This window comes from Asanoa ishikariensis, assembly GCF_900107455.1.
In the GTDB taxonomy this organism is placed as follows: Bacteria; Actinomycetota; Actinomycetes; order Mycobacteriales; family Micromonosporaceae; genus Asanoa; species Asanoa ishikariensis.
Genome location: NZ_FNQB01000003.1, coordinates 1,041,082 through 1,065,699, shown reverse-complemented (window position 1 = coordinate 1,065,699; position 24,618 = coordinate 1,041,082). Strand labels below are relative to the sequence as shown.

18 protein-coding genes and 1 pseudogene are annotated in these 24,618 nt (G+C 71.5%); 10 read left to right on the top strand and 9 right to left on the bottom strand.

Features of this window, described 5'->3' with window-relative positions:
* Nucleotides 1–12: 12 nt before the first annotated feature.
* A complete protein-coding gene (locus BLV39_RS28915; RefSeq protein ID WP_090799750.1) occupies nucleotides 13–534 on the bottom strand; it encodes an LLM class flavin-dependent oxidoreductase in 522 nt (173 codons plus the stop codon).
* A gap of 21 nt (nucleotides 535–555) precedes the next feature.
* Nucleotides 556–1,419, bottom strand: a complete 864-nt coding sequence (locus tag BLV39_RS28910) for an alpha/beta fold hydrolase (RefSeq protein WP_090799747.1) — start codon at nucleotides 1,417–1,419, stop codon at nucleotides 556–558.
* A 229-nt stretch (nucleotides 1,420–1,648) separates the two neighbouring features.
* On the opposite strand from BLV39_RS28910, the gene BLV39_RS28905 reads away from it, so the two are divergent.
* Nucleotides 1,649–4,594, top strand: a complete 2,946-nt coding sequence (locus tag BLV39_RS28905) for a tetratricopeptide repeat protein (protein ID WP_143049917.1) — start codon at nucleotides 1,649–1,651, stop codon at nucleotides 4,592–4,594.
* A 1-nt stretch (nucleotide 4,595) separates the two neighbouring features.
* Here BLV39_RS28905 and BLV39_RS28900 read toward each other — a convergent pair whose 3' ends face one another.
* Entirely contained in the window at nucleotides 4,596–5,132 is a 537-nt protein-coding gene (locus BLV39_RS28900) for a universal stress protein (RefSeq protein ID WP_090799744.1), read from the bottom strand.
* Nucleotides 5,129–6,379 (bottom strand): ArsB/NhaD family transporter, encoded by a 1,251-nt coding sequence (locus tag BLV39_RS28895; RefSeq protein ID WP_090799741.1) that lies wholly within the window; start codon nucleotides 6,377–6,379, stop codon nucleotides 5,129–5,131. Before BLV39_RS28895 ends, BLV39_RS28900 begins: the two co-directional genes overlap by 4 nt.
* Before the next feature lie 165 nt (nucleotides 6,380–6,544).
* Here BLV39_RS28895 and BLV39_RS45145 point away from each other — a divergent pair.
* The 3 genes and pseudogenes from BLV39_RS45145 to BLV39_RS43725 all read left to right on the top strand — a co-directional run.
* Nucleotides 6,545–7,591 (top strand): annotated as a pseudogene (locus BLV39_RS45145) (alkaline phosphatase D family protein); the annotation flags it as partial.
* Nucleotides 7,592–7,730: 139 nt separating this feature from the next.
* Nucleotides 7,731–8,105: an alkaline phosphatase D family protein gene (locus tag BLV39_RS45140; RefSeq protein ID WP_373315201.1), complete on the top strand. Its 375-nt coding sequence runs from the start codon at nucleotides 7,731–7,733 to the stop codon at nucleotides 8,103–8,105.
* A gap of 106 nt (nucleotides 8,106–8,211) precedes the next feature.
* Nucleotides 8,212–8,868: an alpha/beta fold hydrolase gene (locus BLV39_RS43725; RefSeq protein WP_218137098.1), complete on the top strand. Its 657-nt coding sequence runs from the start codon at nucleotides 8,212–8,214 to the stop codon at nucleotides 8,866–8,868.
* A 52-nt stretch (nucleotides 8,869–8,920) separates the two neighbouring features.
* On the opposite strand, the gene BLV39_RS28880 is transcribed toward BLV39_RS43725, so the two are convergent.
* Entirely contained in the window at nucleotides 8,921–11,584 is a 2,664-nt protein-coding gene (locus tag BLV39_RS28880) for a cellulose binding domain-containing protein (protein ID WP_090799739.1), read from the bottom strand.
* Between the two features lie 188 nt (nucleotides 11,585–11,772).
* Between BLV39_RS28880 and BLV39_RS28875 the strand changes: the two genes are divergently transcribed.
* Both BLV39_RS28875 and BLV39_RS28870 read left to right on the top strand, forming a co-directional pair.
* The gene (locus BLV39_RS28875; RefSeq protein WP_090799737.1) at nucleotides 11,773–12,588 is read left to right on the top strand and encodes a cyclase family protein; all 816 of its coding nucleotides are present in this window, start codon (nucleotides 11,773–11,775) and stop codon (nucleotides 12,586–12,588) included.
* A gap of 145 nt (nucleotides 12,589–12,733) precedes the next feature.
* On the top strand, nucleotides 12,734–13,495 hold the full coding sequence (locus BLV39_RS28870; RefSeq protein WP_090799735.1) for a PRC and DUF2382 domain-containing protein: 762 nt from the start codon (nucleotides 12,734–12,736) through the stop codon (nucleotides 13,493–13,495).
* A gap of 22 nt (nucleotides 13,496–13,517) precedes the next feature.
* Here the strand turns inward: BLV39_RS28870 and BLV39_RS28865 are convergent, their stop codons facing one another.
* On the bottom strand, nucleotides 13,518–14,732 hold the full coding sequence (locus BLV39_RS28865; protein WP_090799732.1) for a M20 metallopeptidase family protein: 1,215 nt from the start codon (nucleotides 14,730–14,732) through the stop codon (nucleotides 13,518–13,520).
* A 102-nt stretch (nucleotides 14,733–14,834) separates the two neighbouring features.
* On the opposite strand from BLV39_RS28865, the gene BLV39_RS28860 reads away from it, so the two are divergent.
* Nucleotides 14,835–15,239, top strand: coding sequence for a hypothetical protein (locus BLV39_RS28860; protein WP_090799730.1), 405 nt, complete (start codon nucleotides 14,835–14,837; stop codon nucleotides 15,237–15,239).
* Here BLV39_RS28860 and BLV39_RS28855 read toward each other — a convergent pair.
* The 3 genes from BLV39_RS28855 to BLV39_RS28845 all read right to left on the bottom strand — a co-directional run bounded on the left by BLV39_RS28855 (nucleotide 15,208) and on the right by BLV39_RS28845 (nucleotide 17,018).
* Nucleotides 15,208–15,471 (bottom strand): hypothetical protein, encoded by a 264-nt coding sequence (locus BLV39_RS28855; protein WP_090799727.1) that lies wholly within the window; start codon nucleotides 15,469–15,471, stop codon nucleotides 15,208–15,210. The two genes, BLV39_RS28860 and BLV39_RS28855, sit on opposite strands and share 32 nt — an antisense overlap.
* The gene (locus BLV39_RS28850; RefSeq protein WP_143049916.1) at nucleotides 15,468–16,013 is read right to left on the bottom strand and encodes a hypothetical protein; all 546 of its coding nucleotides are present in this window, start codon (nucleotides 16,011–16,013) and stop codon (nucleotides 15,468–15,470) included. The genes BLV39_RS28855 and BLV39_RS28850 overlap by 4 nt, the downstream gene beginning before the upstream one ends.
* A gap of 90 nt (nucleotides 16,014–16,103) precedes the next feature.
* Complete coding sequence (locus BLV39_RS28845; RefSeq protein WP_090799722.1) at nucleotides 16,104–17,018, bottom strand: DMT family transporter; 915 nt, start codon at nucleotides 17,016–17,018, stop codon at nucleotides 16,104–16,106.
* A 70-nt stretch (nucleotides 17,019–17,088) separates the two neighbouring features.
* On the opposite strand from BLV39_RS28845, the gene BLV39_RS28840 reads away from it, so the two are divergent.
* The 3 genes from BLV39_RS28840 (at nucleotide 17,089) to BLV39_RS28830 (ending at nucleotide 24,479) form a co-directional block, all read left to right on the top strand.
* Nucleotides 17,089–18,006 (top strand): LysR family transcriptional regulator, encoded by a 918-nt coding sequence (locus BLV39_RS28840; RefSeq protein ID WP_090799720.1) that lies wholly within the window; start codon nucleotides 17,089–17,091, stop codon nucleotides 18,004–18,006.
* Between the two features lie 19 nt (nucleotides 18,007–18,025).
* Nucleotides 18,026–18,817, top strand: coding sequence for a class I SAM-dependent methyltransferase (locus BLV39_RS28835; protein ID WP_090799718.1), 792 nt, complete (start codon nucleotides 18,026–18,028; stop codon nucleotides 18,815–18,817).
* A 196-nt stretch (nucleotides 18,818–19,013) separates the two neighbouring features.
* A complete protein-coding gene (locus BLV39_RS28830) occupies nucleotides 19,014–24,479 on the top strand; it encodes an ATP-binding protein (protein WP_090799716.1) in 5,466 nt (1,821 codons plus the stop codon).
* Nucleotides 24,480–24,618: the final 139 nt, after the last annotated feature.

Here is a 24,618-nt window from a genome sequence, read left to right as displayed (position 1 = left end):
TGAGGTCAACTTTCACGGGGCGAGGACGCCGAGGCGGTCGGCTGCCTCCATCACCTCGCCGAGCAGTCCGAGCCACTCGTCCACGTCCGCGGCCTGTACGCCCACGTCGAGGCCCAGACCCTGGCCGGCGGCGAGGTACACCGGGGTCGCGCCGCTCTCGCGGGCGGCCATGAGGTCCTCGGCGATCTGCCGGGGCGACCCGCCGAGGAAGGGGCGACCGTCCCCGATCGGCTCGCGGGTGACCGGGGTCGGCCAGGGCGCCTGATTGACCACCGTGAGGTCGCGCGGGTCGCGGCCCGCCTCCCGGGCGGCATCGTGGAACGCGGACACGACGCCACGCAGTTCCTGCGCCGAGGACGTCAGGGGAAGCAGGCCGTCCGCGATCCGGCCGGCGCGTTTCACGGCGGCCGGTGACGTGGCGGCCAGCAGCATCGGGATGTGGGCCTGGACCGGTTGGGGTTCACCTGCGACCGGGGTGATCCGGTAGAACTCGCCCTCGTGCCGGACCGGGTCCGGACCCCACGCCGCCCGCATCGCAGTACTGCGATCCAGACGCTAGGCCCGGGCGTTGAGGCCCAGGAGTCGGCTCATCGCATCGAGGAAACCGTCCGGCTCCTCGACCTGCGCGAAGTGGCCGCTGTTCTCGAGGATCACCAACTCGGAGCCGGGAATGCCCTCGTGCAACAGTCGCGCCCATACCGGCCCGCAGATGAAGTCGTGCCGACCGGTCAGCACCACGGTGGGAGCGGTGATCGCCCAGAGATCCGGGCGGTAGTCGACGTTCTTCGACTCGAACGTCGTGTACCACGCCCGGACGTTCTCCCGCAGCACGTCGAACTCGGCGCGGCGGCCCCAGAAGTCGGCGAAGTAGACCGGCAGGAAGGTCCGGAGGATGGCGGTCTGCTGCTCATCGGTCTTCACCTCGTCCCATTGGGTCGCGGCCGCCACGATCGCGGCCGCCTCGGGAACGTCCGGGTGGCGCTCCCCGTACACGGCGGCATTGGCCTCCTCGGCCGCCCAGAACTCGTCCGTGGTGCACGGGGTCGCGCTGTAGAGGGCCAGACCGGCGGTCCGATCGGGGTGCAGGAGCGCGAAGCGCACGGCCACGATGCCACCGTGGGAGTGGCCCAGCAGGAAAACCTTTGGCACATCGAGGTTTTCGACCAGGGCGTGCAGGAAGTCAACGTAAGTGTCCACATAGGTCGCTCCGGCCGGGAGCGGGCCTGACTCCCCGGTGCCCACCGGCTCGACGTACACCATGGTGAAGTGCTCCTCGAGCCGCGTTGAACGCAGGTAGGAGTACTCGACACCGGGTCCACCGGGGTGGGCGATCATCACCGGCCCGTGTCCGGCCACGTGGTAGACCTGACGGGTCCCGTCCACGGTGAAGCTGTGCGTACCAGGGCTGAGGTTCTTCATGTCGTCCTATCTCACGTTCCGACGGCAGGTCCGAACTAGGGATGCGGCCCGCGGCCGGAAAGTTCGGTTTCCGCGAGACCGAATTTCGCGTCGGCTCCGCATTGCCTCACCTGCTGTCTCGCGAATGGGATGTCGGTTCCGGGCCGATTTCTGACCTACTGGGTGATCCCGGCACGGCAACGGGGAGTGAAGTCTGGAAGGCGGCTGGGAGTCGGTCGAGGAGTCGCGGATGAATCCGAAATGGGCGCGGCACGGTATGCCAGCAGGTGTGTCGACGCTGCTGGCCGTCGTGGTCGGCGCGTTGACGAACCTCGCGACCTCGAAACTGTCGTGGGCGTTGATCCTCAGCGTCGTGGTGGCGGCCGGGTGCTGGGTGGTCTGGGAGGTACGGCTGCGGCAGCGGGACCAGCGTACGGCCGCCGTCGAGGCACGGTCGCGGGTGCTGGCTCCGATCGATCAGGTCGAAGCCGCGGACGGTGATGTCTTCGGGCTGCTGGTGGCGGCGCGGCGGGCGCTGCCGTTTCAGGGTCGGCGCGGGGAGCTCGACGAGCTGCTCGCGTGGTGTGGCGGTGACGCCGCGGTCTCGGTGCTGGTGGTGTGTGGGCCGGCGGGGGTCGGCAAGACCAGACTCGGCATCGAGCTCGCCGATGAGTTGGCGGAGCCGTGGTTCGCGGGGTCGCTGGTCGCGGGTCTGGCCGAGCAGGCGCTGCCGGCGATCGTCGCGTGTGGCGATCCGGTCCTGATCCTCGTCGACGACGCCGACACCCGCACCGACCTGCCCGGATTCCTCTCGACACTGGCCGGGCAGCGCGGCGCCCCACCGGTGCGGGTGTTGCTGATCGCCCGCGACGGCGCCGGGCTGCTGGCGGGGCTGCGGCCCCTGGTGCCGGATACGACCCGTTCGCTGACCCGGGGTCCGATCCTGGAGATCGGCGCACACGGCGGCCCCGGGGACCGGGAGCGCTGGTACGTCCAGGCCGTCGGCCGGTTCGCCCGGGACCTCCAGGTCCTGGCGCCGCCCGCGACCGTGCTGGCCGGGCGGGTCGGCGACGACCACGAAACGATGCTGATGATCCTCGCCAGGGCGCTCCTGACCGCGCTGGCCGTCGACGGGCACCCCACCAGCGCCGGCTCGGTGCGGCGGCTGCCGGTCGACGACGTGATCGGGGCGCTGTTCACCCACGAGGAGGCGTGGTGGGAGTCGGCCGCGACGCCCTCGACGTGGGGGGTGTCCTCGCTCAGCTCGCTGACCCGGCAGCGCTGCATTCTGGCGATGGCCCTGCGGGGCGCCGCCGACGAAGACTCCGCGGTGCGCGCGCTGCGTCGCGTCCCCGATCTGTCCGACGCGGCCGAGGAGAAGCTGCGCAATGTCGCCCGGTGGGTCGCGCACCTCTACTCAGAGCCGGACGACACCCGCGTACGGATCAAGCCGGATCTGTTCGGCGACTGGTTCATCGTCGATCGACTGGCCCGGCAGCCCGACCTGGCCGCGAAACTGCTCGCCGATCTGGACCAGCGGGAGCGCCGGTGGGCCGCCGCGGTGTTGACGCGGGCGGCGAGCGTCTTCCCGGCCGCGCTTCCGGCGCTCGTGCAGCTCTGGCGAGACGGCGGCGCCGACGTGGTCTTCCTGGCGATCCGGCTCGTGGCCGTGCAGCACACCGCCGCGCTCGACCATCATCTCGCCGCGTTCATCACCGACGTGGACACCGACGAGGCAACCCTCGAAGCGCTCGACCAACAGATCATCGACTGCCAGTTGCCCCGCACCGCGGTCGCTTCGGCGCGGCGCATCGTGAGCTGTCGGCGCGCCCGGCCCACCGACGACCCCACCGGCCGGCCCGCCCTCGCCGCGGCTCTGAACGCCCTCGGTATCCGGCTGGGGGAGTTGGGCGAACACCGGCAGGCACTCGCCGTCACCGACGAGGCCGTGACCCTCTGGCGCACTCTCGCCGCTGACAACCCCGCACACCAAGCTCGCCTCGCGTCGGTGCTGACCAGCTTCGGCATCCGGCTGGGGGAGTTGGGCGAACACCGGCGGGCCCTCGCCGTCACCGACGAGGCCGTGACCCTCTGGCGCACTCTCGCCGCTGACGAACCTGAGCACCAGTTCCGCCTCGCGACGGCGCTGACCAGCTCCGGCGTCCGGCGGTGGGAGCTGGGCGAGCACCGGCAGGCCCACGCGGTCACCGACGAGGCCGTGACCATGTGGCGTGCCCTTGCCGCCGACAACCCCGAACACCAGCCCCGTCTCGCTTCGGCCCTGAACAGCCTTGGCGTGCGCCTGTGGGCGTTGGGCGAGCACCGGCACGCCCACGCCGTCACCGACGAGGCCGTGACCCTGTGGCGCGCCCTCGCCGCCGACAACCCCGCTAAGCAAGCCGACCTCGCCGGCGGCCTGAACAACCTCGGCGTTCGCCTGTGGGAGCTGGGCGAACACCGGCAGGCCCACGCCGCCACCGACGAGGCCGTGACCCTGTGGCGCGCCCTCGCCGCCGACAACCCGGCCCACCAACGCGACCTCGCCATGGCCCTGGACAACCTCGGCATCCGCCTGGGGGAGCTGGGCGAACACCGGCAGGCCCACCTGGCTACCGATGAGGCCGTCGCGCTCCGGCGTCTCCTCGCTGCGGACAACGCCGCCTATGAACCCAACCTCGCCATGGCGTTGACCAACCTCGGCGTCCGTCTCGCGGCGTTGGGCGAACACGAGCAAGCTCACACCGTCACCGCCGAAGCCATCACGCTCTATCGCGCCCTCGCCGCCGACAACCCGGCCCACGAACCCAACCTCGCGATGGCACTGGACAACTTCGGCGTGCGCCTGTGGAACCTGGGCGAACACCGGCAGGCCCATGCCGCCACCGCCGAGGCCGTCACCCTCTGCCGCGTTCTCGCCGCCGACAACCGCGCGCACCAACCCACTCTCGCCAGCGCCCTGACCAACCTGGCGATCCAGTCCTGCGCGTTGAGTGACCACACCGGTGAGTTCGCCGCGCGGCACGAGGCAGTCGCGCTCTACCAGGGCCTGGCCGCCGTGGACACGGAGCTCTACGAGAGCTCGTACCGGCGCGCGGTAGCGCAACTCCAAGCGGCGTACTCCCAGCACGGCCGCGACGAAGACGCCATGCGCGCAGGACTACGCCCGCTGTCGGACGAGCTCGAAAGACCTCGCTAGATCAACGATGGTGCGGCGGGGGTGGCGGGGCTGCCTTGTGAGGTGGTGCCGCCTTGTGCGGTGGCGGTGGCGGGATCGTGTCGACCGGCGGCGGGGCCGTCGGCCAGACCAGCAGGACGGCGCACGGGGCGTGATCGACAACGAACCGGGTCGGAGGGTTGAGGCTGCGCGGCCCGAGCCGAGTGACCGGCCCGTCGCGGGCCACCACCAGCAGGTCGGCGCCCTCGGCCGCCGAGACGACCTCGCGTTCCAGTCGCCCACGCCGCTGCTGGGGCGACGACGCCCGGTCCAGCCGCGCGGCCGCGGCGGCGAGCATGGCCTCCGCGGCGTGCGCGGCCTCCGCGTCGAGGGCACGACCGGGGTCGCGCGTGCCGGACCCCCGACCGACCAGCCCGGCGTACGCGTCGGACACGTCCGAGGCCAGAGCCGGGTCGGTGACGTGCAGCAGGGTGATCGACGCGGACGGCGGGGCCACCTCGGCGGCGGCATCGACGCACGCCTGCCAGGTGCCCTCGGCCAACCAGACGACGACCTTCATAACACTGTGGATAGTTTCAGAGCCACCCATAGCGCCACAACCGCCGCGAGCAGACACGCCGGTACGGAGATCGCGCCGAGGCGGAGAAAAGCGGAGGTCGACGGTGGCTCGTCGCGGGCGTGCAGGATGCGCCGCCAGAGCAGGGTGGCCAGCGAGCCGACGTACGTCAGGTTGGGCCCGATGTTGACCCCGATGAGCGCGGCCAGCACCAGCCCCGGGGTGTGCGCCACCACCGGCACCAGCACCAACGTCGCTGGCACGTTGTTGACGATGTTGGCCAGCAGCGCGGCCAGCGCGGCCACCGTGAGCAGGCCCAGCAGGTCCGCGCTGCTCGGTGTCAGCGCCGCGATGAGGTCGTCGAGGCCGTTGCGGCGCAGCGCCAGCACCACCACGCCGAGCCCGAAGACGAAGAAGCAGAACAGCGGGTTCGTCGACAGGGCGATGTCCCGGGCGGTGCGGCCTTTCGCGGAAGCCCGTGCCACCAACGGCACCGCCAGCACGACGGCGCCGCCGGCGGCGACCCAGGCCGGCGCCACACCCATCGGCTCGGCGGCGGCGAAGCCGGCCAGGGTCAGCGCGAGCACGACCAGCGCGAACCGGGGTGCGGGGGAGGGCGCGACCGGCTGCGGCCGCGCAGGGGTGGCTAGGTCGCCGGCGAAGAACCAACGGAACACGGCGTACTCGACGGCGAGCACCGCGAGCCACGGCAGCGCCATCGTCCCGGCGAAGCCGAGGAACGTGAGCCCCGTCGCACTGAACGCCAGCAGGTTCGTCAGGTTGGCCACCGGCAGCAGCAGCGACCCCGCGTTGGCCAGGTGCGTGCACGCGTAGACCTGCGGCCGCGCCCGCACCCCGGCGGCCGCCGCGGTCGCGAACACCACCGGCGTCAGCAGCACGACCGTGGCGTCCAGGCTGAGCACCGCGGTGACCGCCGCGGCGATCCCGAACACGACGGTCAACAGCCGGGTCGGGCTGCCCCGGGCGGCGCGCGCCGCGAGCGCACCGGCGAAACCGAACACGCCCCACGCGTCGGCCAGGTGGGCCAGGGCGAGGATCGCGGCCAGAAAGCCGACGGTCGGGCCGAGCATGATCATCTCGTCGCGGGCCGCGGCCCACGACACCAGTCCGCCGCCGACGGCGATGGCGGCGGCCGGCACGGCGGCAGCCGCCTCCGGCAGGCCGCGCGGCCGGACCACGGCGAACGCCAGCACTACGGCCAGCAGCAGCACGGCCCACACGGTCGACACAGAGCGCCAGGGTACGGCCGGTGCACCCCGTCCGCCCGGCGGCGGCGCGCCGGAACGGACAGGCGGTCGCCCCCGGATGCTCAGCCGGACGCAACCCGGCACTCACCTGAACTCTTGATCATCGATGGCGCACGCGTTGTCAATCGGAAGGGCGAACCCCCACCCATGTCGCACCGTATCGACCGACGCCAACTCCTCACTCTTGCCGGCGCCGGTGGCGTCGGACTGGCCGCGACCATCGCCGGCGTCAGCGCCGCCCCGGTCATGGCCGACCCCAAGCACCACCTCGACCCGTTCACCCTCGGTGTCGCCTCCGGTGACCCGCTGCCCGACGGTGTCGTGCTCTGGACCCGCCTCGCGCCCGAGCCACTGGTCCCCGACGGCCTCGGCGGCATGAGCCGGCACGTCGTCCCCGTCCGCTGGGAGGTCGCGCAGGACGAGCGCTTCCGCCACGTCGTCAAGCAGGGCGTCGAGCGCGCCACCCCGGCGCTCGGCCACGCGGTGCACGCCGAGGTGCACGGGCTGCGGCCCGATCGCGAGTACTTCTACCGGTTCCGCACCGGCAACTCCACGAGCCCGGTCGGCCGCACCCGGACCGCGCCCGCGGCGTCGGCCCGGCCCCGCGAGCTCGCGTTCGCGTTCGTGTCCTGCTCGAACTACCCGACCGGCTACTTCACCCCGTACCGCCACCTCGCCGCCGAGAGCCTGGACCTGGTCGTGCACCTCGGCGACTACATCTACGAAGGCCCGGCCGCCGGCACGCTCGGCCGGGCGCACCTGCCGGCGACGGAGATCTTCTCGCTGGCGGACTACCGGGTGCGGCACGCGCAGTACAAGACCGACACGGACCTCCAACTCGCGCACGCCCGATTCCCGTGGGCGGTCACCTGGGACGACCACGAGGTGGAGAACAACTACGCCGACGAGCGGTCGGAGGACGCGGCGCAGGACCCGGAGTCGTTCCTGCGCCGGCGGGCCGCCGCCTACCAGGCGTACTACGAGCACATGCCGCTGCGCCGCTCCGCCGTGCCGCACGGGCCGGACATGCGCATCTACCGGCGGCTGCGCTACGACCGGTTGGCCGAGTTCAACCTGCTCGACGGCCGCCAGTACCGCGACGACCAGACCACCGACCCGGTCGAGCTCGACGACCCGGCCCGCTCGATGCTCGGCGCCGACCAGGAACGCTGGTTGATCGACGGTCTCAGCCACTCGGCCGGCACCTGGAACATCGTGGCCCAGCAGACCGTGATGGCCAAGGCCGGCAGCAGCTCGCCCGGGCCCGGGCGAGCTGCTGCCGAACGACAACTGGAACGGCTACGAGCCGGCCCGCCAGCGCCTCTTCGACGGCGTGGTCAAGCGCCGCGTGGAGAACCTGGTCGTGATCACCGGCGACGCGCACTGCAGCATGGTCGCGGACCTCAAACACAACTTCGACGACCCGGCATCGCGTACGGTCGGCGTCGAGTTCCTCGGCACCTCGGTGACCTCGGGCGGCGACGGCGCCCCGATGGACACCCGCGGCACCGAGTGGCTGGCCTCGAACCCGCACATGAAGTTCTACGACGGCCGCCGCGGCTACGTCCGGTGCACGGTGGACAACCGCACCTGGCGCAGCGATTACCGCGCCGTGCCGCAGGTGTCCACTCCGGACGCCGCTGTATCGACGATCGCCAGCTTCGTGGTCGAGGAGGGTCGTCCCGGCGTACATGCCGAGACCGCGTAAGGAACGTGCGGGGTGCGTCGCCGGTGCGGGACGGCGCACCCCGCGCCGCTTCTCGATGGGTTCGGGCGAGGTGACGCGCTACCTCGGGACCTATGGTTCGGGCCGGGTGAAGAAGGCAGCGCTGCTCGGCGCGATCCCGCCGTTCCTGCTCAAGACCGACGACAACCCCGAGGGCGTCGACGGTGAGGTGTTCGAAGGCATCAAGTCGGCGATCGTGCAGGACCGCTACGCCTACTTCAAGGGGTTCCTGGACAACCTCTACAACGTCGACAAGCTGATGCCCGAGAGGATCAGCGAGCAAGCCTGGGAGGCGAGCTTCCAGGTCGCCGCGGGCAGCTCCCCGTTCGCGACGTACGCGTGCGTCGACACCTGGCTCACCGACTTCCGCCCCGACCTGCCGAAAATCGACGTGCCGGTACTGGTCGTCCACGGCACGGAAGACCGAATCCTCCCCTACGAAGCGACCGCGAAGCGCCTAATCACTGTCGGCCGACGGCAGCCGGGTCGCCGTCGCGCTCCGGGACGAGCGGGTGGTCCTGGTCGACGTTGCCAACAGGCGGATCATCGGCGAGGCCGAGGCGGGCGAGCGCACCGCGTGCGTCACCTTCTCCCGGCCGTCGTGTTCACTCCGGACGGGCGGCACCTGCTGATCCGGGAGACCTGCGGAATCAACCACGACCACCGGCCACTCTGCTGGCGCGGGAACCTGGTCCTGGTCGACCCCCTGACCGGCGAGGTGTGCTGGGAACGTTCGGGTCCGTGAACGATCCGAACGGAGCGCTACCGCCGGGCGCGGTAGCGCTCCGTTCGTGGAATCAGCTCCGTTGACAGGTCACTGCGGATGGTGTCCCGGAACCGCTGCCGAGCAGGCCGAACGTGGTGATCCCGTTCGGTGCCAGCGCACCGTTCCAGGTCGCGTTGCGGACCGTCACCGTGGTGCCTGACTGGCTGTACGTGCCGCCCCAGACCTGGGTGACCTGCGTGCCGCTCGGATAGGTGTAGGTCACCGTCCACGCCGTGGTCGGCGTGCTGCCCGTGTTGCGGACCGTCACCTCACTCTGGAAGCCGCCCTGCCACGAGCCGGTCACCCGGTACGTGGCGCTGCAGCCACCAGGGCCAGCAGTAGGCGTAGGCGTCGGTCCGGTCGTGGGCGTCGCCGTCGGGGTGGCCGTGGGTGAGGTTGTCGGCGAGGCGGTCGGGTCCGGGCCCTGACGGTCCGCGACCAGGATGCCTCGGCCGTTGGTGCCCAGGTAGACCCGGCCGAAGACCCTCGGGTCGCCGGTGATCGCCTCGCCCGCGTTCCCGTACTGGTGCTGGTCGTCGTTGATCCGCACCCATGACGCGCCCGTGTCGTCCGAGCGGAACACGCCCGTGACGCCGTCTACGGTGCCGACCAGGAAGACCGCCGGGTACGAACGCCCGGGTGCCGCCTTGCCGAAGCCCACGTTGACCGCGGCCGACACCGTGCTGAGCCGGCCGAACGTCGCGCCGTTGTCGGTCGACCGGTAGAGCCCACCGGAGCCTGCCACCCAGACGTCACCGCCGACGGTCCTCAGCTTGCCGCCGTCCGGCAGGCCCGAGGCCGCCCCGGTGAAGGTCCGCCCGCCGTCCGCGCTCGCGTAGACCCGTCCCGCCGCGTACCCGAAGAAGCGGGAAGCGTTGGCCCGGCTCGCCTCCACGGCGGCGCCCGCCGGGATGCCCGACGACGCGGTCCACGAGCTTCCCCGGCTCGTCGAGTAGTGCACGCCCGCGCCTTGCGGGCTCCACACCACGGCGCTGGCGTCAGTCGACAAAGCCACCGTCCCGCCACCGGTCACGCCTCCGGGCTCCTGGCCCTGGTACCAGGTGCGGCCGCCGTCCGTGGAGACGCCGATCCGGTTGAGGTTGGGGTTGGCCGCCCGGTCGCCGTTGCCGACGCGGACCATCACCGCCGGGTTCGCCTCGGCGAAGTCCAGGCTGGTGTTGCTGCCCAGGTTGGGTGTGTCGTGGAAGTTGGCCGGCACCGCGGTCAGGTCGTCGTGCCGGAAACCGCCGATGTCGCCGAGGGCGCTCACCAGCGGCGCACCCGAGGGTGGGCTGGCCAGGTCGAGCACCGCCGTCTCCTCGATGCCACGGGCCATCGGCCGGACCGTGAACGTGCCGCTCGCGCTGTCCCACGCGGTCAGGTTGGTGGTGGCATAAAGCGTGGCGCCGGTGCCGTAGAGCAGCCGGTCCGAGTTGAACGGGTCGATCTCCAGGGACTCCGTCATCCAACCGAGCTTCGGCGTCTGTTCCGGCGCGGAGGGCGCGGTGTTGAAGTCGAGCCACGGGTTGGCGGAGATGTCCATCGTGTAGCGGTTGGCCCGGTTGGGATAGCCGTTGAAGTCCCACACGCGGGACCATGTAGCGCCACCGTCGCGAGTCCGGAAGAAGATGACGTCGGGCCACCAGGAGATCTGCGTGGCGACCACCAGCGTGCCGGGGCTCTGCTTGTCGATGGTCAGTCCACTGTAGCCGAAGTAGTCGTCCGCACTGGTCGACGGGACCGGGCTGATCCGGGTCCAGGCGCCGGTCGACCGGGACAGCTTCCAGACATCACCCTTGGCGCCGTCGTACGGGCCGCCGGTGTCGCTGGTCGCGATGTAGAGGAAGCCGCCGGCCGGGTCGACGACCGCCTTGTGCGCGAGATATCCGGTCGGCTGGTCCGGGATCCGCTGCCACGTGGCGCCGGCGTCCGTCGAGCGGTAGACCGGGTTCTGCTTGTCGGCGACGCCGACGTAGATGGTCCGGGTCGCCGAACCGGACGTGCCGGTGGACGAGTCGAAGTCGACCCACGTCACACCCTGGTTGCCGGTCAGGTAGCCGTTGGGGTCCGACGGGTCCTGCGCGTAGTTGCCCGCGTTGGGGAACGCGGTCACCCGTGCCCACGAGGCGCCGTAGTCGGTGCTGCGCCACAGGCCGTTGCCGCCCTCGGCGCCGTAGTAGAGGATCCGGCCGTCGTTGGGGTCGACCGCGAGCCGTTCGCCCTGACCACGGCCGGGCATGTTGCCACCGACCTTGAACGGCAGCGGGTACGCCTGCCAGGTGGCACCCCGGTCGGTGGAGCGCAGGATCGCGCCGTTGTTCGGGTCCCAACTGTTGGTGTACATGCCGACCGCGGCGTACACCCTGTTGGTCTGCACCGGATCGGCGGCCATGCTGAGGACGCCGTTCCAGCCCCAGCGGTCCCAGCCGACCCAGTCCAGCAGCGGCACCCAGGAGCCCGCGCTGGCGTTCCAGCGGTACGCGCCGCCGATGTCGGTGCGCGCGTAGATCAGGTCGCGCTGGCCCGGGTTGAACACGATGCCGGAGATGAAGCCACCGCCATCGATCCGGACGTTCTTCCAGGTGTACGAGTCGGCGGCGGCCGCGGTGGACCGCACCGGCGCGAAGACGAGGGTGGCCGCGGCGGCGAGCACGGCCGCAAGTAAGGCCGGCCACCACGTGCGAAATGAGCGCATGTCTGCCTCTCGGGGTGTGTGCGCACTCCGGAGGGCATGAGGCCGCCGCCACCCGACATGCGCGGACGGAGCGGAACGGAGGTGCGGCGCGCCTGCCCTGGCGCCGCACCCGGCCCGGCTCCCACGCCTCGGCCTCGCCGGTGAGGTTCACACGTGCTATCGGGCCCTGTCAATGGTGTGATGTCGGCATGTGTACGACGCAGGAGTGTCCAACACCGACCACCAACACCGTCACGCGACGGGCGGCCCTGTTCGGGGGCGCGCTGGTCGCCGCCGGCGCCGCACTGGCGCCCGCCGCACCGGCCCAGGCCTCGGGCCGGCGCGGCATCGCGGACCTGACCCACCCGCTGACCACCTCGTTCCCGGCGTTCGCACCGGGGGAGGAAGCGGCCAGGCGGACCTACGTGACCATCGAGGACAACGGCTACTACATGCAGGAGTGGCGGATCCTCGAGCACTACGGCACGCACGTCGACGCGCCCGGGCATTTCGTCGCCGGCGGCCGGCTGGCCACCGAGATCGGCATCGAGGAGCTCGTCACGCCGGTCGTGGTGGTCGACATCGCCCGGCGGGCCTCGCGTGACCCGGACACCACGGTGACGGTCGACGACCTCATCGCGTACGAGCGCCGCTACGACCGGATCCCGCGCGGCGCGGCCGTGTTCATGTACTCCGGCTGGGGTGCGAAGGTCGGCGACGCGGCCGCGTACCGGGGAACGGATTCAGCCGGCACCTTGCATTTCCCGGGTTTCAGCCCGGAGGCGTGCGAGTGGCTGCTGCGCCGCAGGGGAATTCGCAGCCTCGGCGTCGACACGCTCAGCATCGATCCGGGCGTGTCGGCCACCTTCGACACCCACCTGGTCCTGCTCGGCGCCGACCGCTACGGGGTGGAGAACGTCGCCAACCTGCACCGCCTGCCCCGCCACGGAGCCACGGTCAACGTCGGGCTGATCCCGTACGAGGGAGGTTCGGGCGGTCAGGCCCGGGTCTTCGCCACCTGGTGAGTCGCTGGCATACCAGGGCCCCTTGTTCAACTGAACACCCTTGATCGCCGTCGTAGGGCGAACTTCGGGAAATTCCATCATGGTCTTGGGAAGAGGTGAGTTTTACCAGGTCGCGGGTACCGGCGGTGAGAGAGGAGTTGGGCAGATGATCACCACTCAAGATGCCGCCAAGCTGACCGGCCGAGATGTGTTCGGTAGTAACGGCGACAAGATCGGCACCGTCGGGCACGTATGGGGCGACCCTTCCGGCGCACCGGCGTGGGCAAGCGTGAAAACGGGCCTGTTCGGGGCGAAAGAGTCGATGGTTCCGCTCGCGGAAGCGAACTTGCGGCGGGGCCGCCTGATGGTGCCGTTCAACAAGTCGCAGGTGAAGGACGCGCCGAGAATCGACGGGTCGAGCACCGAACCGCTCGCGGCCAACGAGTTCGCCCGCCTGCACGAGTACTACGGCCCGCAGGGCGCGAGCCGGTCCTCCGCCACCACGAGCGCCGGCTACACGGCCGACGACGTGGTCGAGGACCGGGCCACCGGCACCGCTGACTTCCTGACCCGCTCGGAGGAACGACTGTCGGTCGGCACCGAGCGCGAACGGATCGGCCACGCCCACCTGCGCAAGTACGTGGTGACCGAACAGCAGCAGATGACCGTGCCGGTCTCCCACGAGGAGGTCCGCCTGGTGCGGGAGCCGATCACGGGAACGACGGCGAGTGCCGCGGAACTGATCGACGCCGAGCTGGACGTCGAGCTCTTCGCCGAGCGCGCCGTCATCAGCAAGGAGACCATTCCCGTCGAGCGGGTGCGGATGGTCAAGGAGACCGTGACCGAGCAGCAGACGGTCAGCGGCGAGATCCGCAAGGAGCACATCGAGGCGGCTCTGCCGAACGAGGAGAAGCGCGAGCTCGACTGAAGGCGTGCGGTCGGGGCCCGCGTCAGTCAGGCCCCGACCGCATACCCTCAGATCGGCGCAGCGCCCGCATCGCCAGCTCCGCGTGGACCAGCGCGCCGTCGGCGAGCACCCGATCGTCGAACACCGCCCGCGGGCTGTGGTTGACCGGTGCCGTCGCCGGATCGTCGGCGACGCTCGCGCCCAGGTGGAGATAGCAGCCGGGCACCTTGTCGAGCACCTCGGAGAAGTCCTCCGCGGCGCTGATCGGGTGCGCCATCGGCGCGAACCGCTCGGTGCCGAGCACGTCGGAGACCACCGCGCGGGCGAACTCGTACTCCTGCTTGTCGTTGACCGTCACCGGGTAGCCGTCGACGTAGTCGACCTCGGCGGTCAGCCCGTGCGCCTCGGCGATGTGCCGGCACAACCGGGTGACCTCGGTGCGTAGTCGCGCGTGGTTCGCCGCCGAGAACGTGCGTACTGTGGCCTCGATCTCGGCCGTGTCCGGAATGATGTTGGACTTGGTGCCGGCATGGATCGACCCGACCGTGACGACCACCGGGTCGAAGACGTCGAAGCGTCGGGTGACCATGGTCTGCAACGACGTCACGATCTCCGCCGCGACGGTGACGGGGTCCAGGCCCAGGTGCGGCATGGAGGCGTGGGTGCCGGCTCCGTGCACGGTCACCTTCAGGTCCGCGGTGGCCGCCATCAACGTTCCCGGCCGGCTGCCGAACTGTCCGGCCGGCCCGTTCGAGCTCACATGCATGCCGTACGCCGCGGAGACCCGCTGCCCGGCCGCGTCCAGGACCCCTTCGTCGATCATGCGGGCCGCGCCGTTCCACCCCTCCTCTCCCGGCTGGAACATGAACACCACGTCGCCGGCCACCTCGTCGCGGTGTGCGCTCAGCAGCCGGGCCGCGCCGACCAGCATCGCCGTGTGCAGGTCGTGCCCGCAGGCGTGCATCGCGCCGTCGACCTGGCTGGCGTAGTCGAGGCCGGTCGCCTCGGTGAGCGGCAGCGCGTCCATGTCGGCCCGCAGCAGCACCGCCGCGCCGGGTCGCCCGCCGCGCAGGACGGCGGTCACAGAGCTCAATGCGGTGCCGAGGGCGATCTCCAACCCGCCTAGCCCGGCCAGCTCGTCCAGCACCAACCGCTGCGTGCGCGGCAGGTCGAGCCCGACCTCCGGGTGCCGGTGCAGGTCGCGCCGCACCCGCACCAGGTCGTCCTGCATCGCCGTCGAGTCGTCCCGCAGTGTCATCACGTACCCCCATCGTCAGCCTCACCTATAGCGGCGTAGCCGAGAACTGCACAACCTGTGCGTGGCGCAGGTCGCACGGACCCGGCGGGCTAACGTGCCCCGGTGGGTGTCACCCGTACCGACCGGACCGAGCTGCGGGGGTTCACCCGCGCGAACCTCGACACGTACTGGCGGGGTTATGTCCCGCAGATCGAGGAGGCCGGCGTCGAAGCGATCGGAAGCCACGAGCCGTCCGTCGCGTGGATCGTGCTCGGCGTCGCGCGGCTGCACCATCTGCTGGCCAAGGACGAGCTGACCTCCAAGAGCGGCGCCGGCCGGTACGTGGCAGAGGAGCTGGACCCGCGGTGGCACCGCCTGGCCGTCGACGCGCTGCGCATCCGCGAGAACCCGGGGCAGCCGACCGCTTACGACGACCTTGTCGAGCGCGGCCAGGAGACCTTCGACTTCCTGCGCTGGGCGATCGAGGACGGCGTGGCTACTCGACCGGGCGGCGCAGCGAGTACGTGACCCCGTACAGCCGATGAGGCTCGTTGGGGAAGTGGGTGGCGCTGCGGTCGTAGGCCTGCCAGCCCGCGGCCCCGGCCCGGTTCAGGTGGAGCATGTCGTTGAACCGCTCGTCGGTGCCCCACCGCTGGGCGCCGCCGGAGTGGTGAAAGGTGGCGTTCCAGTCCATGAACTGGTCCTCGCCGTAGGTGCCGGCGGACCGGTACTCCAGGCGGGCGTACTCCCATGTGGTCACAGCGAGGATTCTGCCCGTCGACGCGCGCCGCGGGCCAGCGCCTGCAGCGAGTAGGCGAGCAGCAGCGACCCGGTCCCGACACCCACCACGAGGCTCGGCGCGACGTCGGTGGCCAGCCCGGTGATCAGGCCGGCGACCGCGACGACGCAGGTCGCGACGGCCAGCGGACGCAGCAGCGGGTCGCCGAGCACGGGCGCCAACGGTACGAAGTGGATGCCCACGACGAACGCCACCCAGACCGGAATGTAGTCAGGTTGACCGAGCCGGCCGAGCAGGATGGCGCCCGCGAAGATCACCGCGAACTCGATGCCGACGATGATCCCGTACCGCCGGCTGGCCGCCCGGTCCTTCATCGCGGAGCCCTCGGCGGGCGCGCGCAGCCCGGTCACGAGGCCGATGACCGCCACGAGCACCGAGACGATGCTGCCGGCGGTGAGCCACGCCGACGACTGGTCGGCTTGCGCCCACCCGAACCAGGCCGACGCGAAGAAGCCGAGAAACACCGCGGTGAAGCCGGCATCACGACGGGTCTGCGATCTCATGATCATCGAACCTACCCCAATCGGACCACAAAGCCGAAAGCCGCTCACGCTCGTCGTCAGTGGCGACGACGAGCGTGAGCGGCTGCGGTCCTACCGACTCGCCGCGCCGACCTCGACCGGCGCGGCGGATTCGGTCGAGGGCCGCGGGCTCGCACTGCGGGTCGGGCGGGTGGAGAGCCAGCAGCCCGCGACGATCAGGGCGAAGCCGAGGATCGTGCTGGTGTGCAGCGGCTCGTTCAGGATCGCGACGCCCAGCAGGACCGCGACCACCGGGTTCGCGTAGGTGACCAGGCCCGCGCGGCCCGGGCCCGCCTCGCCGATCAGGCGGTAGAAGGCGAGCAGCGCGACCGCGGTGCAGAGCAGGCCCAGGGCCAGCAGCGCCGCCCACGATCCGCCGCTGACCGGGGTCGTCGGCAGGTTGAAGGCCGCGAACGGGGCGAGCACCAGCGTGCTCACTGTGGTCGTGCCGGCTACCAGGGCCGTGGGTGGCACGTCGGACGCCTTCCGCTGCACGTAGACCGTGGCCACCGCGTACAGCAGGGTCGCCAGCAGGACCATGCCCGCGCCGAGCAGGCCCAGGCGATCGCCGGAGACGTCGAGGCCGACCAGCACCGCCACGCCGACCAGACCCAGTGTCAGGCCGGCACCGCGCACCCGGGTCAGGGGCTCCGCGCGCAGCATGAGCAGCGCGATCAGCACGGGCTCGATGGCGATCAGCAGGCCCGTCAGCGACGAGCTGATGTGCACCTCACCGTAGGTGATCAGCAGGAACGGCCCGACGATGTGGACGAGGCCGAGGAAGGTGATCGGGCCGAGGTGGCGGCGCAGCGATGAGAGGGTGCCTTGCGCGGCGGCGATCGGCACCAGGACGAGGGCTGCGATGGCCACCCGGCCGAAGACCACGATCAGCGGCGAGAGGTCCTCGATGGCGATCTTGATCAGCAGGTACGGGATGCCCCAGAGGACGGCGACCGTTGCGAAAAGGATCCAGGCTCGTCTGTTCACACCTTGAGCCTCGTCCCGTACCGTATTCAGCGGTAGTGATGATTTGGGCTGCTCGTGTTAAGGAAAACTGATGATTGATGTGCAGCGGCTCCGGGTCTTCCGCGAGGTTGCCCGGCAGGGCAGTTTCAACCGCGCGGCGGCCGTGCTCCGGCTTACCCCGTCCGCGGTCTCGCAACAGATCAGCGCGCTCGAACGCTCGCTGGGCGCCGGCGTGGTCTGCCGCAGCACCCGCGGCATCGAGGTCACCGAGGCCGGCCGGGTGCTCGTCGAGGCGGCCGACGTGATCGCCGCAGAGCTCGAGAACGCCGAGCGCGAGATCGCCCGGCTCGCCGACGTCGGCCCGCGGCTGACCATCTCGACGTTCGCCAGCGGTGGCCAGCGGCTGCTGCCCGGTGCGCTGACCCGGTTCTCCGCCCTGCACCCCGAGGTGTCGATCACCGTGCTGGAGAGCGAGCCCGACGCGAGCCTTCTCCAGGTCCGCTCGGGCGCGGCCGACCTCGCGCTGAGCTACCACTTCGACGGACCGCCGCCGGTCAGCCCCGACGACCGGTCCGGCCTGACCTGGACCCCGCTGCTCGATGATCCGATGTGGGTCGTGCTGCCGGCCGGGCACCGACTCGCCGCCCGCGACGAGATCGCCATGGCCGACCTCGCCGGCGAGCGTTTCGTCCAGGGCTGCCTCACGGCCGCCGACATGCTCGGCCACTACGCCGCCCTCGCCGGCTTCGAGGTCGACGTGGCCTGCCGCAGCACCGACTACGTGTTCGCCCAGGCGCTGGTCCGGGTCGGCGTCGGCGTCAGCCTGATTCCGCACACCGCGCTCATCGCCGACGCCGCCGGCCTCGCGATGGTCCCGCTGGAGCCGCCGCGGCCGTCGCGCCGGATCGGCGTCGCGACCGCCCGGCGCCGTTCCAACGACCCCCTCACGCAGTCGCTTCTCGAGGCGCTGTCCCAAGAAGTAGGAGTACCCTCCCGAATCGCGGGATGACAGGCGTACGGTCAGCGGCATGGCCGTCTACACCCACGGGCACCACGAGTCCGTGCTGCGCTCCCACCGCTGGCGCACCGCCGAGAACTCCGCCGCCTACCTGCTGCCCACGCTGACCCCCGACGCCCGGCTGCTCGACGTCGGCTGCGGCCCCGGCACGATCACCGCCGACCTGGCCGCCCGGGTCGGCTCGGTGACGGCGGTCGAGACCGCGCCCGCCGCTCTCGATGCCGCCCGCGCGGTCGCCGCCGAACGCGGCCTGGCCATCGACTTCGCAGTCGAGGACGTGCACGCGCTCAGCTTCGAGGACGACACCTTCGACGTCGTGCACGCGCACCAGGTGCTCCAGCACGTCGCCGACCCGGTGACCGCGCTGCGCGAGATGGCCCGCGTCTGCCGGCCCGGCGGCGTGGTCGCCGCCCGGGACAGCGACTACGCGGCGTTCACCTGGTGGCCCGAGGTGCCCGCATTGTCCGAGTGGCTCGACCTCTACCGCCGGGTCGCCCGGGCCAACGGCGGCGAGCCGGACGCCGGACGCCGGCTGCTCTCCTGGGCCCACGCCGCCGGTCTCGACGACGTCATCGCGACGTCGTCGACCTGGACTTTCGCCAGCCCGGAGGACCGCGCCTGGTGGGGCGGGATGTGGGCGGACCGGGTGGTCGGCTCGGCGATCGGGGAGCGCGCGATCGAACTCGGCCTGGCTTCCCCGGCTGACCTGCGAAGGCTGGCCGCCGGCTGGCGAGCCTGGGCGGCAGCCGAAGACGGCTGGTTCGTGGTCCTGCACGGCGAGATCCGGTGCACGATCTCCTGATCGTTATCGGTCCAACACGGACCGTGAAGTAATCCGGTCCACCTCTTGTCGGGTCTCCACAACATGTCGGCCACGCCATGCGCGAGGTGGCGCGTTGGTGTACCGGAGGGTAATCGGGCAGGGTAAGGGCGAGTGCCGGCGACGGCCCGAGATCCGGGCTTCGCTTTCGCGCATTCGTCAGTGGGAGGCTCAGCCGGTGTTCAGTCGTGTCGCCATCGTCAACCGTGGAGAAGCCGCGATGCGGCTCATCCACGCCGTCCGGGATCTGTCCGCGGAGACCGGAGCGCGCATCGAGACGGTAGCCCTCTACACCGACGCCGACCGCAACGCGACGTTCGTGCGGGCCGCCGACATCGCGTACCCGCTGGGTCCGGCCTCCGCCCGCCCGTACCTCGACCATGGCGTCCTGGAACGCGCACTTGTCGAGACCGGCGCCGACGCCGCCTGGGTCGGTTGGGGCTTCGTCGCCGAGGACCCGGCGTTCGCCGAGCTCTGCGAGAAGCTCGGCGTCACCTTCGTCGGCCCGAGCGCCGACGCGATGCGCAAGCTGGGCGACAAGATCGGCGCCAAGCTGATCGCCGAGGAGGTCGGCGTCCCGGTGGCGCCGTGGAGCCGCGGCGAGGTGGCCACCCTCGAGGACGCGCTGGCCGCCGGTGAGCGGATCGGCTACCCGCTGATGCTCAAGGCGACCGCCGGTGGCGGCGGGCGCGGCATCCGGATGGTGGCGTCGGGGGAGGACCTCGCCGACGCGTACGAGCGGACCAGCCAGGAGGCGCAGCGCGCGTTCGGTTCCGGCGTGGTCTTCCTGGAGCGCCTGGTCACCGGCGCCCGGCACGTCGAGGTCCAGGTCATCGCCGACGGCGAGGGCACCGCCTGGGCGCTGGGCGTGCGCGACTGCTCCGTGCAGCGCCGCAACCAGAAGATCATCGAGGAGTCCGCCTCGCCGGTGCTCTCGGTTTCGCAGGCGGCTGAGCTGAAGACGTCCGCGGAGCGGCTGGCCGTGGCCGTCGGCTACCGCGGCGCCTGCACCGTCGAGTTCCTCTACCACCCCGGCGACAAGCTGTTCGCGTTCCTCGAGGTCAACACCCGCCTCCAGGTCGAGCACCCGATCACCGAGCTCACCACCGGCACCGACCTGGTCCGGCTCCAGCTCCACGTGGCCGGCGGCGGCCGGCTGACCGGCGACCAGCCGGCCGAGTCCGGGCACGCCATCGAGGCCCGGCTCAACGCCGAGGACCCGGACCGCGACTTCGCGCCCGCGCCCGGCCGCATCGCACGCCTGGTGCTGCCCACCGGCCCCGGCATCCGCGTCGACACCGGCGTCAGCGAGGGCGACACCATCCCGGCCGACTTCGACTCGATGATCGCCAAGATCATCGCGTACGGTCGTGACCGCGAACAGGCGCTCGGCCGCCTGCGCCGGGCGATGGCCGAGACCACGGTCATCATCGAGGGCGGCGCCACCAACAAGAGCTTCGTGCTCGACCTGCTCAACCAGCCCGAGGTCGTCGACGCGAGTGCCGACACCGGCTGGATCGACCGGGTACGCGCACAGGGCCGGCTGGTCAGCCACCGCCACTCCGCGGTCGCCCTGGCCGCCGCCGCGATCGAGGCCTACGAGGACGAGGAAGAGATCAGCCGCCGCCGGCTGCTGTCCACCGCCCACGGCGGCCGCCCGCAGGTGCACCACGACCCGGGCCGCCCGCTCGACCTCAAGCTGCGCGGCAGCGGCTACCGGGTCAGCGTCGCCCGGGTCGGCCCCAAGCGGTTCCGGGTCGGACTCGGCGAGGACTGGGCCGACGTCGAACTGGACCGGTTCGACGAGCACAGCGGCCAGGTCGTCGTCAACGGCAACAGGTTCCGGATGATCTCGGCGACCCACGGCCCGGTGCACCTGGTCGAGGTCGACGGCGTCACCCACCGGATCAGCCGCGACGAGGGCGGCGTCGTCCGCTCACCGGCCCCGGCGCTGGTCGTCGCCACCCCGCTGGCCGTCGGCGACGAGGTCGAGTCCGGCGCCCCGATCCTCGTGCTGGAGAGCATGAAGATGGAGACGGTGCTGCGCGCGCCGTTCCGGGCCCGGGTCCGCGAATGCCCGGTGTCCGTCGGCAGCCAGGTGGAGACCGGCGCCCCGCTGATGCGGCTGGAGCCGCTCGGCGGCGAGGAGGCCGAAGCCGAAGCTTCGTCGGCCGCCGTCCAGCTCGAGCTGCCCGCGCCGCCCGCGAACGGCTCGGCCACCGCCCGCGTGGCCCGCGGCCTGCAGGACCTGCGCGGCCTGTTGCTCGGGTTCGACGGCGACGCCGGCGACCACAAGCGGGTGCTGGCCGCCTACCTGGCCGCCCGCACCGAACAGGGCGGCCAGCCCGTCGAGGGCGAGCTCGGCCTGCTCACCGTCTTCGCCGACCTGTCCGAGCTCAGCCGCAACAAGCCCGGCGGCGAGCTCGACGCCGAGCCCGACAGCCCGGTGCACAGCCCGCGCGAGGCCTTCCACAGCTACCTGCGGAGCCTCGACATCGAGCGCGCCGGCCTCAGCGAGAGCTTCCAGGCCAAGCTGGCCACCGTTCTCGCCCACTACGGCATCGACGGCTTCGACCGTACGCCGGAGCTCGAGTCCGCGGTCTTCCGGATCTTCCTGGCCCAGCAGCAGATGACCACCTCCGTCCGGATCGCCTCGGAGCTGCTGCGTCAGTGGCTGGTCGGCGCCCCGCCGGCCGAGGCACTCAGCGAGCGCGTCGGGCTCACCCTCGAACACGTCATCGCCGCCACCCAGGTCCGCTTCCCGGCGGTCTCCGATCTGGCGCGCGGCGTGGTGTTCCGGTGGTTCGCCCAGCCGCTGCTGCGCCGCAACCGCGCCAAGGTGTACGCCGCCGTCCGCGCCGACCTGCGCTACCTCGACGCCAACCCGTCCGCCGCCGACCGCGAAGAGCGGATCCAGGCGATGGTCGCCAGCAACGAGCCGCTGGTCCGGCTGATCGGTCAGCGCGCCGGCCGGGCCGGTCTGGACCACGCGCCGCTGCTGGAGGTGCTGACCCGGCGCTACTACGGCAACCGGGCACTGTCCGCTGTCACCGTGCACGAGACGGCCGGCTGCCGGTTCGTGACCGCGTCACACATCGGGCCGCGCGGCGCCACCCAGGTCGTGACCACCGCCGTCGACATCGCCGCTCTGCCGGACGCGCTCGGTGCGGTCGCCGCGTTCGCGACCGACACGCCTTCGCGGGGGCTGGTCGCGGACCTCTATGTCACGTGGGAGGACCAGCCGGACGGCGACGCCGTGGCGGTGCGGCTCGGTGCGCTGGTGGCGGCGGCCTCGTTGCCGGCCGGCGTACGCCGGATCACCACCACGATCGCCGGCACCAGCGGCGCGGTGGTGCACCACCACTTCACGTTCCGTCCTTCCGAGACCGGCTCGGGCTTCGTCGAGGACCGGCTGATCCGCGGCCTGCACCCGCAGATCGCCCAGCGGCTCCAGCTCAACCGGCTGCGCGAGTTCCACCTCACCCGGCTGCCGTCCGCCGACGAGGAGATCTACCTGTTCAAGGCGGCCGCCCGCAGCAACCCGGCCGACGAGCGGCTGATCGCGATGGGCCAGGTCCGCGACCTGACGCCACTGCGCGAGGCCGACGGCCGGCTGGTCGCGCTGCCCGCGCTCGAAGACGCGATCACGGCCGGCCTGGACGCGATCCGCAACATCCAGGCGCAGCGGCCGCAGAACAAGCGCTACGACACCAACCGCATCATGATGTACGTCTGGCCGTCGACCGAGCTGACCATGGACGAGCTCCAGGCGCTGGTCGCCCGGATCCTGCCGACCACGGCCGGCGCGGGCCTCGAAGAGGTGCAGTTCATCGCGCGGCAGCGCAACGCCGCCGGCGAGTTGGCCGAGGTCGCGGTCCGGATCACCCTCGACCCGGGGCACGACGCGACGCTGCACGTCGACAAGCCGCCGACCGAACCGCTGCGGCCGCTGGACGACTACCGGCAGAAGGTGCTCCGGGCGGCCCGACGGGGCAACGTCTACCCGTACGAGCTGACCGGTCTGCTCGGCTCGTTCGTGGAGCACGACCTCGACGCTTCCGGCGTGCTCGCGCCCGTCGACCGGCCGAAGGGCAAGAACACGGCGGCGATCGTGGCCGGCGTAGTCACGACCGTGACCGACCGGCACCCCGAAGGGATCACCCGGGTGGTGCTGCTCGGTGACCCGACCAAGGCACTGGGCGCGCTGTCGGAGCCCGAGTGCGCGCGGGTGATCGCGGCGCTGGACCTGGCCGAGTCGATGCGGGCGCCGCTGGAGTGGTTCGCGCTGTCGGCCGGCGCCCGGATCTCGATGACCTCGGGCACCGAGAACATGGACTGGGTCGCGGCCGCACTCAAGCGGATCGTCACGTTCACCCAGGGCGGCGGCGAGATCAACGTCGTGGTCGCGGGCATCAACGTCGGGGCGCAGCCGTACTGGAACGCCGAGGCCACGATGCTCATGCACACCAAGGGCATCCTGGTCATGACGCCGGACTCGGCGATGGTGCTCACCGGCAAGCAGTCACTGGACTTCTCCGGCGGCGTGTCGGCCGAGGACAACTTCGGCATCGGCGGCTACGACCGGGTGATGGGCCCCAACGGCCAGGCGCAGTACTGGGCGCCGAACCTGACCGCCGCCCGCGACGTGCTGATGGCGCACTACGACCACACGTACGTCGTGCCCGGCGAGTCCGGCCCGCGCCGCGCCGAGACCTCGGACCCGACCGACCGCGACGTGTCGCACTTCCCGCACGTGGTCGCCGGCAGCGACTTCACGACGGTCGGCCAGATCTTCTCCCCGGCGCACAACCCGGACCGCAAGAAGGCCTTCGACATCCGCACGGTGATGCGGGCACTGTCCGACCAGGACCACGCGGTGCTGGAACGCTGGGCCGGCATGGCGGACGCGGAGACCTCGGCGATCCAGGACGTCCACATCGGCGGCTGGCCCGTATGTCTCGTCGGCATCGAGTCCCGCTCGGTCCCACGGCGCGGCTTCCCGCCCACCGACGGCCCGGACACGTACACCGCGGGAACCCTGTTCCCACGCTCGTCGAAGAAGACCGCCCGAGCGATCAACGCGGCCTCGGGCAACCGCCCACTGGTCGTGCTGGCCAACCTGTCGGGCTTCGACGGCTCACCGGAGTCGATGCGCAATCTCCAGCTCGAATACGGCGCCGAGATCGGCCGGGCGATCGTCAACTTCAAGGGCCCGATCGTCTTCTGCGTGATCTCCCGCTACCACGGCGGCGCGTTCGTGGTCTTCTCGAAGGCCCTGAACCCGAACATGACCGTGCTGGCCCTGGAGGGCTCGTTCGCCTCGGTCCTCGGCGGCGCGCCGGCGGCGGCCGTGGTCTTCTCCGGCGAGGTCAACAACCGCACCGCCACCGACCCGCGCGTCACCGACCTGCAGGCCGCCGTGTCGTCGGCCAGCGGGGCGGAGCGGGCGGCGCTGAACGCACGCCTCGCCGAGGTCGCGTCGGCAGTGCGGGCGGAGAAGCTGGGCGAGGTAGCCGCGGAGTTCGACCGGGTCCACAGCATCCAGCGCGCGGTCGAGGTCGGCTCGGTGGACGCCATCATCAGCGCCGCCGAGCTACGGCCGCGCATCATCGAAGCGATCGAGCGCGGCCTGGCCCAAGGCTGAGCTGGCGGCGGCCCGGCAGGCCGAGGGCTCTGGCGGTCGGGAGTCCTTAGCTCCTGCGCGACATGAGCCGCCAGGCGGCCCGGCGGGCCGGGCTGTCCGGGGTGCGGAGCTTACCGCCGGCCCGGGCCGCCGGGCGGTC